The following is a 16,066-nucleotide window of genomic DNA, read 5'->3' on the forward strand; positions in this document are numbered from 1 at the left end:
TGGGGCTACGTCGGTGCTAAATCACGTCAGCGCTGGCTGTTTTACGCGTATGACAGGATACGGAGGACGATTGTGGCGCACGTCTTCGGTGAACGCACTCTGGCCACACTGGAGCGACTTCTGAGCCTGCTGTCGGCCTTTGAGGTCGTGGTATGGATGACGGATGGCTGGCCGCTGTATGAATCCCGCCTGAAGGGAAAGCTGCACGTTATCAGCAAGCGTTACACTCAGCGCATTGAGCGACATAACCTGAATCTGAGACAACATCTGGCAAGGCTGGGACGGAAGTCACTGTCGTTCTCAAAATCGGTGGAGCTGCATGACAAGGTCATCGGGCATTATCTGAACATAAAACACTATCAGTAAGTTGGAGTCATTACCTATCATGCCAGCATAATAGCCAGGCAAAGAATTGCGCGGCGTTTTCAATATCATTAATCCCTAAACGCCTGAAATAACCTGCCAGACCATAGATATCTCGCTTTACCATCCAGTAGCCCATTGCGGCGACATCAAGGGAATGCCAGCACAGCAGATGGTAATCGTCACCCCCGCCGGGTTCTCCCTGGCGAGTTTTACCCCAGTAGTTATAAATTGACACAGCATGTCCAGTGCAGAATCGACAGTGAACTGATAATGTACGCTTTTAAGCCAATTTAAAAATGATATAACTCAAGATAGTTGTTTATTATTAACGCATATAAAATAATGGGCTACATTCACTGAATTAATAAAATAAGGATATAGTTTTTAAATATAAAAAATCCCGGAATGACCGGGATTAAATAATAGAGGAAACAACCGCGCTTAACCCTCGTGCAATCCGCACTCGCGTTTAAGCCCGAAGAACCGGGTCTCTTCTTCTGCCATGCCCGGCTCCCACTTGCGGGTGGTGTGGGTATCGCCTACCGAGAGATAGCCCTGATCCCACAGCGGGTGGTACTTCAGCCCGTGCTTTTGCAGGTACTGATACACCGTGCGGTTATCCCAGTCGATAATCGGTAGCACCTTGAACACCCCGCGCTGGACCGCCAGCACCGGAAGCGTTGCCCGGCTGCCCGACTGCTCGCGGCGCAGACCGGCAAACCACGTCTGCGCATTGAGCTCTTTCAGCGCCCGGTTCATCGGCTCAACCTTGTTGATCTCATTGTATTTCTCAATGCCCTCAACGCCCTGCTCCCACAGCTTGCCGTAGCGCGCCTCCTGCCAGGCTGCGCTTTCAGCCGCGCGGTAGACCTTCAGGTTCAGCTTGAGCTTGTCCGTCAGCTCGTCAATAAACTGATAGGTTTCCGGGAACAGGTAGCCGGTATCGGTGAGGATCACCGGAATGTCCGGGCGGATCTGATTCACCAGATGCAAACTTACCGCCGCCTGAATGCCAAAGCTCGACGACAGCACATAGTTTCCCGGCAGATTTTCCAGCGCCCACGCCACACGCCCTTCGGCGTCAAGCTTTTCCAGTTGGGCGTTGGTTTCCGCGAGTGCCAGAATGCGTTCCACTTTCGGCAATGCATTAAGCGCGTTTAGATCGAGTACGGACATATGAACCTCGTTTGCCTGTTTTGCCGGACGACACTGCGTTCGTCCGGCCTACGGGTTTCGCTGGCCCGGATCGCTACGCGCCACCGGGCACCAGGATGTTATTCCCAGAAATCGCGGGCTGGGTCGAGCACCGGGCGAATGATGCCCGCACGCACCGTAAAATCGCCGAAGCCTTCACCCGCTTCGCGCTCTTTCGCCCAGCGCCCTACCAGTTCGTCTAGCGAGTCGAGAATTTCTGACTCGGTAATATTCTCACGGTACATCCGCGGGATGCGGGTGCCGTTGCGGTTACCGCCGATGTGCAGGTTATAGCGGCCCGGCGCTTTGCCCACCAGTCCCACTTCCGCCAGCATCGCGCGGCCGCAGCCGTTCGGGCAGCCGGTGACGCGGGTGACGATATGCTCATCGCTCACGCCGTGCTTGCTCATCACCCCTTCCACCTTGTCGATAAACGACGGCAGGAAACGCTCGGCTTCCGCCATCGCCAGCGGGCAGGTCGGGAAGGAGACGCAGGCCATCGAGTTTTCGCGCTGCGGGGTGACGGCATTCATCAGGCCATGATCCCGCGCGAGCTTCTCGATCCGCGCCTTCTGATCTTCCGGTACGCTGGCGACAATCAGGTTTTGGTTAGCGGTGATGCGGAATTCGCCTTGATGGATCTTAGCAATCTCCAGCAGGCCAGTCTTCAGCGGACGCCCCGGATAATCGAGAATGCGGCCGTTTTCAATAAACAGCGTCAGGTGCCACTTATCATCAATCCCCTTCACCCAGCCGATGCGATCGCCGCGGCCGGTAAATTCGTACGGGCGGATCGGCTCAAACTTAATGCCTGCCCGGCGCTCCACTTCCGCTTTGAAGGTTTCGACACCGACGCGCTCAAGGGTGTACTTGGTTTTCGCATTCTTACGGTCGGTACGGTTGCCCCAGTCGCGCTGGGTGGTCACAACCGCTTCCGCCACCGCCAGAGTATGCTCCAGCGGCAGATAACCGAATTCGCTCGCCGTGCGGGCGTAGGTTTTTTTGTTACCATGTTCGATAGAGAGACCGCCGCCCACCAGCAGGTTAAAGCCCACCAGCTTGCCGTTTTCGGCGATCGCCACGAAGTTCATGTCGTTGGCGTGCAGATCGATATCGTTCTGCGGCGGGATCACCACCGTGGTTTTAAACTTACGCGGCAGATAGGTCTGGCCGAGGATCGGCTCTTCGTCGGTAGTGGCGACCTTTTTCTGATCCAGCCAGATCTCGGCATAAGCGCGGGTACGCGGCAGCAGATGCTCGGAGATCTTTTTCGCCCACTCGTAGGCCTCAGCGTGCAGCTGCGACTCGTACGGGTTGGAGGTGCACAGCACGTTACGGTTCATATCGTTGGCGGTGGCCAGCGCGTCCAGCCCCACCGAGTGCAGCATCTGATGCACCGGCTTGACGTTCTTTTTCAGAATGCCGTGGAACTGAAAGGTCTGCCGGTTGGTCAGGCGAATACTGCCGTAAATGGTGTTCTCAGCGGCAAACTTATCGATCGCCTTCCACTGGGTGGTGGTGATCACCCCACCCGGCAGACGGCAGCGGAGCAGCATCGCATGACGCGGCTCCAGCTTCTGGGCGGCGCGCTCCGCGCGGATATCGCGATCGTCCTGCTGGTACATGCCGTGGAAACGGATCAGCAGGAAGTTATCGCCTTTAAAACCGCCGGTCAGACCGTCGTTTAAATCTTCCGCAATGGTGCCGCGCAGGTAGTTGCTCTCAAGCTTCATGCGCTCGGCATCGCTCAGTTTACCTTCGACCACTAAAGGCCCCGGATGTTTTTCGCTCATTAGTAGACATCTCGCTGATAACGGCGCTCAACGCGCAGCTCACTTAAAAATTCGTCCGCCGCTTCGGCGTCCATCGCGCCGTATTCGGCAATCACTTCCAGTAAGGTGTTTTCCACGTCCTTCGCCATGCGATTGGCGTCGCCGCAGACATAAATGTGGGCGCCGTCATTGATCCAGCGCCACAGCTCGGCCCCCTGCTCGCGCAGTTTGTCCTGCACATAGATTTTTTGTTGTTGATCGCGGGACCAGGCCAGATCGATACGGGTCAGCAGACCTTCCTTCACATAGCTCTGCCACTCCACCTGATAGAGGAAATCTTCGGTGAAGTGCGGGTTGCCGAAGAACAACCAGTTCTTGCCTTGCGCTCCGTCCGCAGCGCGCTGCTGCATAAAGGCGCGGAACGGCGCAATACCGGTGCCCGGGCCAATCATGATCACCGGGGTCTCCGGGTTGACTGGCAGACGGAAGTTGTCGTTGTGTTCGATAAAGACACGGACTTCGCCATCCTCTTCCACGCGGTCGGCGAGGAAGCTGGAGGCGCCGCCAGCCCGGGCGCGGCCTTCAATTTCATAGCGCACCACGCCCACGGTGACATGCACCTCGCTCTCCACTTCCGCCTGTGAGGAAGCAATGGAGTACAGGCGCGGCGTCAGCGGACGCAGCAGACCGATTAACGCCTCGGCGTCCAGCTGCGCTGGAGAGAAACGGACCATATCGACGATCGGCGTCGCGGCGGCATACTGCTGCAACTGAGCTTTATCGCCCACCAGCGGCAGCAGCGATTCGCTGCGCGTCAGGGTGGCGTAATTTTCAACGATAGTCGCGGTGTTAACCGTCAGCTCAAAATGCCACTGCAGGGCTTCCGACAGCGGCAGAGTTTTGCCCTCAACGGTCACCGGCTCGTCGCCTTTCAGCCACAGCAGCTCCACCAGCTCTTTCACCAGCTGAGGATCGTTCTGGTACCAGACGCCCAGGGCGTCGCCCGGCTGATAGCGCAGACCGGAATCACCGAGGTCTATTTCGATATGGCGCACATCTTTTTCTGAATTGCGGCCGGTGATTTTCTGATTGACCGACAGGGTCGCCGTCAGGGGCGCTTCTTTGGTATATGGGCTGGTGTGAATATCGTTCACCGCGCCGCTGGTGGCCAGCTGAGCGGGCGCAGCGACCGGCGCACGGGCCTTCAGCGCCTCAACCACGCGCGCGCGCCATTCAGCGGCCGCGGCCTGATATTCAACGTCGGCATCAACGCGATCGAGCAGACGTTCCGCGCCGAGCTCGGCCAGCTTGTTGTCGAAATCTTTGCCGGACTGACAGAAAAATTCATAAGAGGTATCGCCGAGACCAAAGACGGCGAACGCGGTCCCGTCCAGCTTCGGCGCTTTCTTAGAGAACAGGAACTTATGCAATGCGACCGCTTCTTCCGGCGGCTCTCCTTCCCCCTGGGTGGACGTTACAACCACCAGCAGTTTTTCCGCAGCAATTTGTTTGAATTTATAATCGCCTGCATTCACCAGCTTCACGTTCAGCTTCGCCGCCAGCAGATCGTCACGCAGCGCTTCGGCGACGCGGCGGGCGTTGCCGGTTTGCGAGGCGGAAATCAGCGTGATCGTCGGTACCTCGGCGGCCGGGGCGGGGGCGGCTACCGCCGCACCGGACTGCTGATTCAGCACGCCCCAGAAATAGCCAGATACCCAGGCGAGCTGAGTGGGCGTGAAGTCAGTGGTGGCCGCCTGAAGGCGCGCCAGTTGCTCCGGGTTGAGCGGCAGAAAGTTGGAAGGTGGGGCCTGTGTCGTCATGCGTCGTTTGTTCCAGTAAGCAAAGCTGTTATTCGCACCCTGTCAGCGCGACAAAAACAGAAGAGAATAGAAGGTTAACGGCGGGCATAGTAACAATTAAAGAAGGGATAGAAATAATAAATAACCAAATGGACTAACCTGTTTTAGTTGTAGTTATTAACAACAAAATCGATTAAATAAGTAATTGAAATATAATAGATTAAATCAAATAAAGCAGATAAACATGTCCATTTTCTGTTCACGGCCGTTTTAGTTAATGCGAAAAAATGTACTTTCCGGTACCCTACGGCGGTTTTTTTCGTCCTGTTGAGAGTCAATGATGTCCACCACGCTGTTTAAAGATTTCACCTTCGAAGCCGCCCACCACCTGCCGCACGTCCCGGAAGGACACAAATGCGGTCGCCTGCATGGCCACTCCTTTATGGTGCGTCTGGAGATCACCGGTGAAGTCGATCCCCATACCGGGTGGATCATGGATTTTGCCGAGCTGAAGGCCGCCTTTAAGCCGACATACGATCGCCTCGACCACTATTATCTGAACGATATTCCTGGTCTGGAAAACCCCACCAGCGAAGTGCTGGCCAAATGGATCTGGGATGAGATGAAACCGCGGGTGCCGCTGCTCAGCGCCGTGATGGTCAAAGAGACCTGCACCGCCGGCTGCGTCTATCGCGGCGAGTAAGCGAAAAAAAGCCCGGTCAGTACGCTGCCGGGCTTTTTTATCAGGCAATATTCAGATACTTGTGCGTCTGCATAGACAGGCGCCAGTTGCGGGCGATGCAGGTGTCGATACACAGGCGCGTCGCATCTTCTTTCTGACTGATCGGCTGCAGGGCGATGATCCGCGGTTTGTCATCGCTCAGCGTTTCCAGCAGTTCGTCCAGCGCTTCTATGTCGCGGACGCGCCCTACCGGATGCTTGATCTCATCCGCCCGCTGCAGGGCCTGAGACAGCACGTCATAGCCACCGCGCATGTTGACCTTCGGGGAAACCGTCACCCAGGTATTGGGGCTGCAGCGTACTTCATGGGTGCCGCTGGTTTCAATCTGACAGCTAAAGCCGTTTTGTTCCAGAAGCGAGGTTAACGGCGTTAAATCATGAATGCAGGGCTCACCGCCGGTAATAACCACGTGGCGGGCTGTCCACCCCTGCCGCCCAATAATCGCCAGCAGATCCTCGCTGCTTGCCGGGCCCCACTTGTCGCTCTCTTTGGTTTTCGCCAGGATGCTGAACAACGACACTTCCCGATCGGCCAGCTTGTCCCAGGTATGCTTGGTGTCACACCACGCGCATCCTACCGGGCATCCCTGCAGACGAATAAAGATGGCAGGCACGCCGGTGAAGTAACCCTCGCCTTGCAGGGTCTGGAACATCTCGTTAATCGGGTACTGCATAGTCATCTCTGTTTAGGGTGATAAACGTTCATTATCGCAGATTTCGCTGCCCAGGTCTTGTCCTGCGCTGCGATCGCTTTTTTACCCCTCCGTCAATATCCGTGTCGGGAATAATATTATTGATTAAAAAAGCAATCTTTTCTTTTGGCTTAGTTTATTAGCATGGTAAGAATTAAAATAAATAGCATTCTGACGCGCGGGGGGAAATATGTAACAGAAAATGTTATTCCTGTCATTCAGGATAAAATAAAAGGTCCAAGAACCAAAATAAAAAACCTTAAAATACAGCAATGTACAAACTGATACATGAAAGAGTGAATTATCTGGCCGATCTGCGAGTCCAATTCTACCCCCCGGTAATAATAACCTTAAACTGGTCTTAATAAAGCCCTGATCGGGCCCCTTTTTTATTTAATTGTCGTTTACTTTTGCCCGCCTAGAATCCCGCAGACCAACCATAATGAGATAGCGTTTATGACCACATTATTAATTACCGGCGTTACGGGGTTTCTGGGCGGTGCCGCGTTAGAGAAAATACTCCATCAGGAAACCCGGTTAGATCTGCTGCTGCTGGTACGTGCTGATAGCCCCGAGGCTGGCCTCGAACGGGTTAAAGAGAACATGCGTAAGTTCAACATCGCCGAGGAGAAGCTGGCGATGTTGCGCCAGCAGCATATCCTGCTGGGCGATCTCGCCTCTCCGGAGCATTTTCTTAACGATCCGCGCCTCGATCAGGTCACGCACATCCTCAACTGCGCCGCTGTCGCTTCATTTGGCAGCAACCCGCTTATCTGGAAGGTTAACGTTGAGGGCACGCTGCGCCTGGCGCAACGGATGGCGCAGGTGACGGGTCTGCAGCGCTTTCTGCACGTCGGTACGGCGATGTCATGTTCGCCTGAACCGGATTCACTGGTCGCCGAAAGCGCGGAGTTTCGGGAACGCGCTGAGCACCTGGTGGAATATACCCACTCGAAGTCGACCATCGAGCAGCTGATGCAGCAGCAGTGCCCTACGCTACCGCTGGTAATTGCCCGCCCCTCTATCGTGGTGGGTCATACCCATCACGGCTGCCGGCCTTCCAGCAGTATTTTCTGGGTGTTCAGCATGGGGCTGATGCTGCAGAAATTCATGTGCTCCATGGAGGACCGAATTGACGTTATCCCGGTGGACTACTGCGCCGACGCCCTGCTAATGCTGCTTAACCAGCCTCTGGCTCACGGCGAGGTGGTGCATATCTCTGCTGGCGAAGAGAACAGCGTGAAGTTTGCCGAAATCGACCGGGCGATGGCTCAGGCCCTGGAGCAGGCGCCGGTGGGGGATAAGTACGCCCAGGTCAGCTATGACACGCTGGTCAAAATGAGACGCGAACTGAAAGGGATATTTGGGCCATGCAATGAGCGGCTGATGCTGAAAGCCATGCGCTTATACGGCGCATTCGCCACCCTGAACGTGCGCTTTAGTAACGACAAGCTGCTGAGCATGGGGATGCCAAAACCGCCGCGCTTTACCGATTACATCGACCGCTGCGTGGAAACCACCCGCGGGTTGTCGATCCCTCAGCAAATGGCCGTCGACTTTAAATAATGGCCGCAGGCGTAAAAAAAATGCCAGCCCGAAGGCTGGCATGATTATTTCACAAGGACAGGATTAAGCCTGACCTTTGATCTCTTTACGACCGTTGAACGGCGCTTGCTCACCCAGCGCTTCTTCGATACGAATCAGCTGGTTGTATTTAGCAACGCGGTCAGAACGGCTCATAGAACCAGTTTTGATCTGGCCTGCAGCGGTACCAACAGCCAGGTCGGCAATGGTAGCGTCTTCAGTTTCGCCAGAACGGTGAGAGATAACAGCGGTGTAGCCAGCGTCTTTCGCCATCTTGATAGCAGCCAGAGTTTCGGTCAGAGAACCGATCTGGTTGAACTTGATCAGGATGGAGTTAGCGATGCCTTTTTCGATGCCTTCTTTCAGGATCTTGGTGTTGGTTACGAACAGGTCGTCACCAACCAGCTGGATTTTGTCGCCCAGTACTTTGGTCTGGTAAGCGAAACCTTCCCAGTCAGATTCGTCCAGACCATCTTCGATGGAGACGATCGGGTACTGTTTGGTCAGCTCTTCCAGGAAGTGAGTGAACTCTTCAGAGGTGAATGCTTTGTTGCCTTCGCCAGCCAGAACGTATTTACCGTCTTTGTAGAATTCAGATGCCGCGCAGTCCATCGCCAGGGTGATGTCTTTGCCCAGCTCGTAGCCTGCAGCTTTAACCGCTTCAGCGATAACAGCCAGCGCTTCGGCGTTGGAACCCAGGTTCGGCGCGTAGCCGCCTTCGTCACCAACGGCAGTGTTCATGCCTTTGGACTTCAGCACTTTCGCCAGGTGATGGAACACTTCAGAACCCATGCGTACTGCTTCTTTCAGGGTCGGCGCGCCAACCGGCTGAATCATGAATTCCTGGATGTCGACGTTGTTGTCAGCGTGCTCACCGCCGTTGATGATGTTCATCATCGGAACCGGCATGGAGTATTTGCCCGGAGTGCCGTTCAGTTCAGCGATGTGCGCGTACAGCGGCAGGCCTTTGGACGCAGCAGCTGCTTTGGCGTTCGCCAGAGAAACGGCCAGGATAGCGTTCGCACCGAAGTTAGATTTGTTTTCAGTACCGTCCAGGTCGATCATGATCTTGTCGATGCCAGCCTGATCTTTAGCATCTTTGCCCAGGATTGCCTGAGCGATCGGGCCGTTTACCGCAGCAACAGCTTTGGTTACGCCTTTACCCAGGAAACGGGATTTGTCGCCATCGCGCAGTTCCAGCGCTTCGCGGGAACCAGTAGAAGCACCTGACGGAGCAGCTGCCATACCGACGAAACCACCTTCCAGGTGTACTTCGGCTTCAACAGTCGGGTTACCACGGGAGTCGATGATTTCACGACCGATGACTTTAACGATTTTGGACATTAGGTTTTCCTCAGTACAAGTTAAACTAAAACTCCAGACAAACAATGCACCCGGATGGGTGCATTGCCGTTCAAACTCTTTTTACTTCGCCTGGCGTTTCTGGTACTCGCTCGCGGCTTTCACAAAGCCGGCAAACAGCGGGTGTCCATCACGCGGCGTCGAAGTAAACTCCGGGTGGAACTGGCAGGCCACAAACCACGGATGGTTCGGCACTTCGATGATCTCGACCAACTGATCATCCCCGGAACGGCCCGCAACGCGCAGACCGGCAGCTTCAATCGGTTTCAACAACATGTTGTTGACTTCGTAGCGGTGACGATGACGCTCGGTGATGGTCGGCTCGCCGTAAAGCTGGCGTACCAGAGAATCATCACTCAGCTGGCACTGCTGCGCGCCCAGGCGCATGGTGCCACCCAGATCGCTCTTCTCAGAGCGGACTTCAACGTTGCCATCTTCGTCACGCCATTCGGTAATCAGGGCCACGACCGGGTATTTACAGTCTGGCACAAATTCCGTCGAGTTGGCGTTTTCCATACCCGCTACGTTACGCGCGAACTCAATCAGCGCAACCTGCATACCCAGGCAGATGCCCAGATAAGGAATATTGTTTTCACGCGCATAGCGCGCGGTGGCGATCTTGCCTTCAACGCCGCGGTAGCCGAAGCCGCCCGGGATCAGGATAGCGTCTAAATCCTTGAGGATTTCGACGCCGCGCGTTTCCACATCCTGCGAATCGATCAGCTTGATGTTGACGGTAACGCGATTTTTCAGACCGCCGTGTTTCAGCGCTTCAATCACCGACTTGTAGGCATCCGGCAGTTCAATGTACTTACCGACCATACCGATGGTGACTTCGCCTGCCGGATTAGCTTCTTCATAGATTACCTGTTCCCATTCGGCCAGGTTTGCTTCCGGACAAGTTAAGCTGAATCGTTTACAAATATAATCGTCCAGCCCCTGAGATTTCAACAGGCCCGGAATTTTATAAATGGAATCGACATCTTTCAGAGAAATCACAGCCTTTTCCGGAACGTTACAGAACAAAGCAATTTTGGCTCGTTCGTTGGCCGGAACCGCGCGATCGGAGCGGCAGATCAGAATATCAGGCTGAATACCGATGGAGAGCAGCTCTTTCACGGAGTGCTGGGTCGGCTTAGTTTTGACTTCGCCCGCGGCGGCCATGTACGGCACCAGAGTCAGGTGCATGAACAGGGTATGCTCGCGGCCGATCTCTACCGCCATCTGACGAATCGCTTCGAGGAACGGCAGGGATTCGATATCGCCTACGGTACCGCCGATTTCCACCAGCACGACGTCATGGCCTTCGCCGCCCGCCAGTACGCGCTCTTTGATAGCGTTGGTGATGTGCGGGATAACCTGAACGGTCGCGCCCAGGTAGTCGCCACGGCGCTCTTTGCGCAGCACGTCGGAGTAGATACGGCCGGTGGTGAAGTTATTGCGGCGCGTCATCTTGGTGCGGATAAAACGCTCATAGTGGCCCAGGTCCAGATCGGTTTCTGCGCCGTCTTCAGTAACGAACACTTCCCCATGCTGGATTGGGCTCATGGTGCCCGGATCGACGTTGATATACGGATCCAGTTTCATGATGGTCACGTTGAGACCACGGGCTTCAAGAATGGCTGCCAGGGAGGCTGCGGCAATGCCTTTACCCAGAGAGGATACGACCCCGCCGGTCACAAAAATATAGTTCGTTGTCATGCTGAACCTGAGAAGTTAGGGTAAAACGATGGAATAACCAGGACGGGAAAGTAGTATACCCGAACATGCGTGACGCCACAAACTTTCATTCTTCCCCTCCCCTTCGTTCTTCAAGTTGCACCTGTGTTGCGACTCGAACAACTCGAAGAGGCAGGCTACATGGTGTTTCAACGACATAACGGAAAGAGAAAATAGACGCTTTTGGCGAAATGTTTTTGACGTAAATCAAGCGCTTGTTATTTATAAAATCACACAAATCGCGCTTGATCACGAAAATCCGTTAGAGATCAGTTTCCTGGCGTTTTACTTCCTGCCACACTTCTTCCATGGTATCGAGGTCGACGCCGGTCATTTCCAGGCCTCGGGCGGCGACAATACGCTCGACCTCGCGGAAACGACGCTCAAATTTGAGGTTTGCTTTCTGCAGCGCCACCTCGGCTTTGACGCCCAAATGACGGGATAAATTCACCGTGGCAAACAGCAGATCGCCCACTTCCTCTTCCAGTTTTGCTTCATCCACCACCGCCTGCTGCGCTTCATGCATCACTTCATCAATTTCTTCATGCACTTTGTCGAGCACCGGGCCCAGCGAGGTCCAGTCGAAACCAACTGCCGAGCAGCGGCGCTGGATTTTATGCGCGCGCATCAGCGCCGGCAGGCTATGGGGAATATCGTCCAGTGCCGAATGCTGGGCTTTTTCCGCCCGCTCCGCGCTTTTGATTTGCTCCCAGCGAGCCAGGACTTCCGTGCTATTGCCCGCCGATGCCTCGCCGATGATATGCGGGTGGCGACGCTCCAGCTTGTCGCTGATGGCGGCGCAGATATCGTCAAAGTTAAAGCGTCCCTCTTCCTGCGCCATTTGCGCATAGAACACCACCTGGAACAGCAGATCGCCCAGCTCACCGCGCAGATCGTCAAAATCTTCCCGCTGGATAGCATCGAGGACCTCGTAGGTCTCCTCAAGGGTGTAAGGGGCGATAGTGGCAAAGGTCTGCTCTTTATCCCATGGGCAGCCGTTTTCCGGGTCGCGCAGGCGGCGCATGATGCCGAGCAAGCGGTCAATTTGAGTCATGTGACAATCCTGGAAATTTAAAAAATAGTCGGCCGGATAAGGCGTTTAGACCTTATCCGACGTTGCGAAATTGCCGGATGGCGGCTTCGCCTTATCCGGCCTACAGACGAATTAACCGCCGTGCAGACGGCGCGCGTCGATCACATCCGGCACCTGGTTGAGCTTACCGAGCACCCGGCCCAGCACCTGCAGGTTGTAAATCTCGATGGTCATATCGATGGTTGCCAGCTGCTGACGGGTATCGCTGCGGCTGGCGACGCCCAGCACGTTCACCTTCTCATTGGCGAGGATGGTAGTAATATCGCGCAGTAAACCGCTGCGATCGTTCGCCTCCACTCTGACCACCAGCGAGTAGCCCGCCGAGTAGCTTTCGCCCCATACCGCATCGACGATGCGCTCCGGGGCATGCGACTGCAGTTCTGCCAGCTGATCGCAGTCCGCGCGATGCACGGAGATCCCGCGCCCCTGGGTGATAAAGCCGACGATCTCGTCGCCCGGGATTGGCTGGCAGCAGCGGGCAATATGGTGCATCAGGTTGCCTACCCCTTCCACCACTACCCGGCCATTGTCCTTGGTGCGATTTTGCGGCGTGTAGGTTTTCTGCTGCAGTTGCTTCAGCGCGGCCGCATCCTGCTCGGCGGCGCTAGGTTTATTGAACTGCGCCTGCAGGAAGTTGACCATCTGGTTGAGACGGATATCGCCACCGCCGATGGCGGCCAGCAGTTCATCGAGCTCGTTGAAGTTATAGCGCGGCAGCAGGTGCTTTTCCGCATCCTTCAGGCTGATGCCCAAATGCTCCAGCTCGTCGTCGAGGATCTGCCGACCGGCGAGAATGTTCTTGTCGCGATCCTGCTTACGGAACCAGGCGTGGATCTTCGAACGTCCGCGGCTGGTGGTCACATAGCCGAGGTTAGGGTTCAGCCAGTCACGGCTCGGGTTCGGCTGCTTCTGGGTAATAATTTCGATCTGATCGCCCATCTGCAGCTGGTAGGTGAACGGCACGATGCGGCCGCCAATTTTGGCGCCGATGCAGCGATGGCCGACATCGCTGTGAATATGATAGGCAAAGTCGAGCGGCGTCGACCCCGCAGGCAGGTCCACCACGTCGCCTTTCGGCGTAAAGACATACACCCGGTCGTCGAAGACCTGGCTGCGCACTTCGTCGAGCATCTCGCCGGAGTCGGCCATCTCTTCCTGCCAGGCAATCAGCTTACGCAGCCAGGCGATACGGTCTTCATAGCCGCGGCCGCCGCTGGTGCCGGCTCCCGCGCCCTCTTTGTACTTCCAGTGTGCGGCCACGCCCAGCTCGGCATCTTCATGCATCTGCCGGGTGCGGATCTGAATCTCCACCGTCTTGCCGCTCGGCCCCAGCACCACGGTATGGATAGACTGGTAACCGTTGGGTTTCGGGTTGGCCACGTAGTCGTCGAATTCATCCGGCAGATGGCGGTAGTGAGTATGGACGATCCCCAGCGCGGCATAGCAATCCTGCAAACGCTCAGCCACAATACGCACCGCGCGAACGTCAAACAGCTCGTCGAAAGCGAGGTGTTTTTTCTGCATTTTGCGCCAGATACTGTAGATATGCTTCGGCCGGCCATAGACTTCCGCCTTGACGCCTTCGGCTTTCATCTCTGAGCGCAGGTGGCCGACAAACTCTTCGATGTAATGCTCGCGGTCGATACGGCGCTCGTGGAGCAGTTTGGCAATGCGCTTGTATTCCGCCGGGTGCAGATAGCGGAAGCAGTAATCTTCCAGCTCCCACTTCAGCTGGCCGATACCTAAGCGGTTCGCCAGGGGAGCATAGATATTGGTGCACTCTTTCGCCGCAAGAACGCGCTCATCTTCCGGCGCGTCCTTGACCTCGCGCAGATGCGCGATCCGCTCAGCAAGTTTGATGACCACGCAGCGGAAATCGTCAACCATCGCCAGCAGCATACGGCGAATGTTATCCACCTGCTCGGAAGAGACCGAGTCGGTATGGGTAGCCTTCAGCTGGCGGATAGCGGCCATGTCCCGCACCCCGTGAATCAGGGTCACGACCGATTTACCTACGCTCTCCTGCATCACCTCTTCGCTGACAACTTCGCCGTCGGCCAGCGGGAACAGCAGCGCCGCGCGCAGCGTATCGATGTCCATACTTAGGGTGGAGAGGATCTCCACCATTTCGACGCCCCGCCACAGCAGCAGGTCCGCCTGCGGGTGTCCTTGCGTTTTTTCGCGACAATAATCCCAGGTTTCGGCTAAGCGCTCACACGACTGCTGGCTGGAAATTCCCAGACTCGCGATCCATTTCTTCGGGTCAAATTCACCAGCTTTATTAAGATGTGCACTTCTTACCGCAACCATTGTCCTCTCCTTAAGGGACCGGCCTGCCGAAGTCGGCAAGCCTCAACTTTCTACATGTCATCCTGCAGGTCGCGTCAGCATTCATGGCCAGGGTGGCTCTTCTGCGACGTTGTGAATGACCTTATGTAAGCCTGCGCTCAAACAACACCATTGATTCCAGATGGCCGGTATGCGGGAACATATCCAGCATCGCCAGGCGTTGAATCTGATATCCAGCCTGCAACAGGGTTTCGCTGTCTCGCGCCAGCGTCGCCGGGTTGCAGGAAACATACACCACCCGCCGCGGTGCCAGTTTTATTATATGCGGCATCACGCCCGGCGCGCCGGCGCGGGCCGGGTCCAGCAGCACTTTATCAAAGCCGTGCTTCGCCCAGGCCTGACGGGTGACGTCTTCTTCCAGATTTTCATGGAAGAAAGTGACATTTGATAAACCATTGCGGGCGGCATTTTCCCGCCCCTTCTCTACCAGCGCCGGCACCCCTTCCACGCCCACCACATGGGCGGCGCGTGTCGCCAGCGGCAGGGTAAAGTTGCCCATCCCGCAGAACAGATCCAGCACCCGGTCCTCTGGCCGCAGATCCAGCCACTCCAGTGCGGTACGCACCATCTGCTGATTTACGCCGTCGTTGACCTGGATAAAATCCCGCGGGCTGAACACTAAGCGTAGTCCGTCTGAGGTATACCATGGCGCTTCGCCATGAATATGCTCCAGTATCTCGCTTTGTGGCGCGAGGTACAGGGAAAGACCGTGAGTTTGCGAAAAGCGTTCCAGTTTTTCCTTGTCTGTCGCCGGCAGGGCTGCGGTATGGCGCAGCACCATCAGCGGGCCATTGTCCGCCTGCACCAGCTCGACGTGGCCGAGATGGCGTAATGCGCTCAGCGCGCTTAAGCACTCGCGCACGACGGGCAGCAATGCCTCAAGTTGGGGCACCAAAACAGGGCACTGCACCACATCGACGATCGCTTTGGCGTTGGCCTGGCGAAAACCCATCTGCAATTGTTGGGTCTTCGGCTGATAATTCAAGCTCAAGCGTGCGCGACGGCGGTAGCCCCACGGCGCGCCGGCGATGACGTCATCTACCTCGCGCTTCATCAGTCGCCCCAGCGCGGCGCGTTTACTTTGCTGCTGAAGCGGAACGCTGGCATGTTGTTGTTGGCATCCGCCGCAGACGCCAAAATGGGGGCAGCGCGGCGCCTGGCGCTGCGGGCTGTCGGTCAGTCGGCGTTTCACCTCGGCGCGGGCGTACTGTTTTTTATCTTCCACCAGCACCACCTCGGCCTGCTCGTGGGGCAGCACGCCGCTCACGAACAGCGCCTTCCCCTGGTGGCGGGCAACACCCTGACCAAAGGGATCGAGGTCGTTGACTGTAACGGTTATGATCTGGCGCGTCGTCACACGCCGTTTTGCAGAGTAGAATTGCGCCATCGTAGAGA

At 56.1% G+C, this 16,066-nt stretch carries 12 protein-coding genes and 1 pseudogene; 3 read left to right on the plus strand and 10 right to left on the minus strand.

Annotated elements, in window-relative coordinates; translation table 11 throughout:
- Positions 1-366, plus strand: a pseudogene (locus HMPREF1024_RS14495) (IS1-like element IS1X2 family transposase); the annotation flags it as partial.
- 10 nt (positions 367-376) lie between these two features.
- Here the strand turns inward: HMPREF1024_RS14495 and HMPREF1024_RS30060 are convergent.
- The 4 genes from HMPREF1024_RS30060 to cysJ all read right to left on the minus strand — a co-directional run bounded on the left by HMPREF1024_RS30060 (position 377) and on the right by cysJ (position 5,152).
- Positions 377-601: an HD domain-containing protein gene (locus HMPREF1024_RS30060; RefSeq protein WP_181247916.1), complete on the minus strand. Its 225-nt coding sequence runs from the start codon at positions 599-601 to the stop codon at positions 377-379.
- Between the two features lie 206 nt (positions 602-807).
- A complete protein-coding gene (gene cysH / locus HMPREF1024_RS14490) occupies positions 808-1,542 on the minus strand; it encodes a phosphoadenosine phosphosulfate reductase (RefSeq protein ID WP_002915177.1) in 735 nt (244 codons plus the stop codon).
- Between the two features lie 98 nt (positions 1,543-1,640).
- Positions 1,641-3,353 carry an assimilatory sulfite reductase (NADPH) hemoprotein subunit gene (gene cysI, locus HMPREF1024_RS14485; protein ID WP_004900203.1) on the minus strand — a complete coding sequence of 571 codons (1,713 nt, stop codon included), beginning with the start codon at positions 3,351-3,353 and terminating at the stop codon, positions 1,641-1,643.
- The gene (gene cysJ / locus HMPREF1024_RS14480; protein WP_009308524.1) at positions 3,353-5,152 is read right to left on the minus strand and encodes an NADPH-dependent assimilatory sulfite reductase flavoprotein subunit; all 1,800 of its coding nucleotides are present in this window, start codon (positions 5,150-5,152) and stop codon (positions 3,353-3,355) included. Before cysJ ends, cysI begins: the two co-directional genes overlap by 1 nt.
- Positions 5,153-5,468: 316 nt before the next feature.
- On the opposite strand from cysJ, the gene queD reads away from it, so the two are divergent.
- Positions 5,469-5,834 (plus strand): 6-carboxytetrahydropterin synthase QueD, encoded by a 366-nt coding sequence (queD, locus tag HMPREF1024_RS14475; protein ID WP_004174641.1) that lies wholly within the window; start codon positions 5,469-5,471, stop codon positions 5,832-5,834.
- A 40-nt stretch (positions 5,835-5,874) separates the two neighbouring features.
- Here queD and queE read toward each other — a convergent pair whose 3' ends face one another.
- Positions 5,875-6,546, minus strand: a complete 672-nt coding sequence (queE, locus tag HMPREF1024_RS14470; protein ID WP_002915210.1) for a 7-carboxy-7-deazaguanine synthase QueE — start codon at positions 6,544-6,546, stop codon at positions 5,875-5,877.
- Positions 6,547-7,020: 474 nt separating this feature from the next.
- Here queE and HMPREF1024_RS14465 point away from each other — a divergent pair, with 474 nt between their 5' ends.
- A complete protein-coding gene (locus tag HMPREF1024_RS14465) occupies positions 7,021-8,130 on the plus strand; it encodes an SDR family oxidoreductase (RefSeq protein WP_009308528.1) in 1,110 nt (369 codons plus the stop codon).
- A 63-nt stretch (positions 8,131-8,193) separates the two neighbouring features.
- On the opposite strand, the gene eno is transcribed toward HMPREF1024_RS14465, so the two are convergent.
- The 5 genes from eno to rlmD form a co-directional block, all read right to left on the minus strand.
- Entirely contained in the window at positions 8,194-9,492 is a 1,299-nt protein-coding gene (gene eno, locus HMPREF1024_RS14460; protein ID WP_002915213.1) for a phosphopyruvate hydratase, read from the minus strand.
- An 81-nt stretch (positions 9,493-9,573) separates the two neighbouring features.
- A complete protein-coding gene (pyrG, locus tag HMPREF1024_RS14455; protein ID WP_004142808.1) occupies positions 9,574-11,211 on the minus strand; it encodes a glutamine hydrolyzing CTP synthase in 1,638 nt (545 codons plus the stop codon).
- Between the two features lie 280 nt (positions 11,212-11,491).
- Positions 11,492-12,283, minus strand: a complete 792-nt coding sequence (mazG, locus tag HMPREF1024_RS14450; RefSeq protein WP_009308531.1) for a nucleoside triphosphate pyrophosphohydrolase — start codon at positions 12,281-12,283, stop codon at positions 11,492-11,494.
- Positions 12,284-12,394: 111 nt separating this feature from the next.
- Positions 12,395-14,632, minus strand: a complete 2,238-nt coding sequence (gene relA / locus HMPREF1024_RS14445) for a GTP diphosphokinase (RefSeq protein ID WP_002915217.1) — start codon at positions 14,630-14,632, stop codon at positions 12,395-12,397.
- 121 nt (positions 14,633-14,753) lie between these two features.
- Positions 14,754-16,058 carry a 23S rRNA (uracil(1939)-C(5))-methyltransferase RlmD gene (gene rlmD, locus HMPREF1024_RS14440; RefSeq protein WP_009308533.1) on the minus strand — a complete coding sequence of 435 codons (1,305 nt, stop codon included), beginning with the start codon at positions 16,056-16,058 and terminating at the stop codon, positions 14,754-14,756.
- Between the last annotated feature and the right edge of the window lie 8 nt (positions 16,059-16,066).

The sequence above is a fragment of the Klebsiella sp. 4_1_44FAA genome, assembly GCF_000238715.1.
Taxonomy (GTDB): domain Bacteria; phylum Pseudomonadota; class Gammaproteobacteria; order Enterobacterales; family Enterobacteriaceae; genus Klebsiella; species Klebsiella pneumoniae.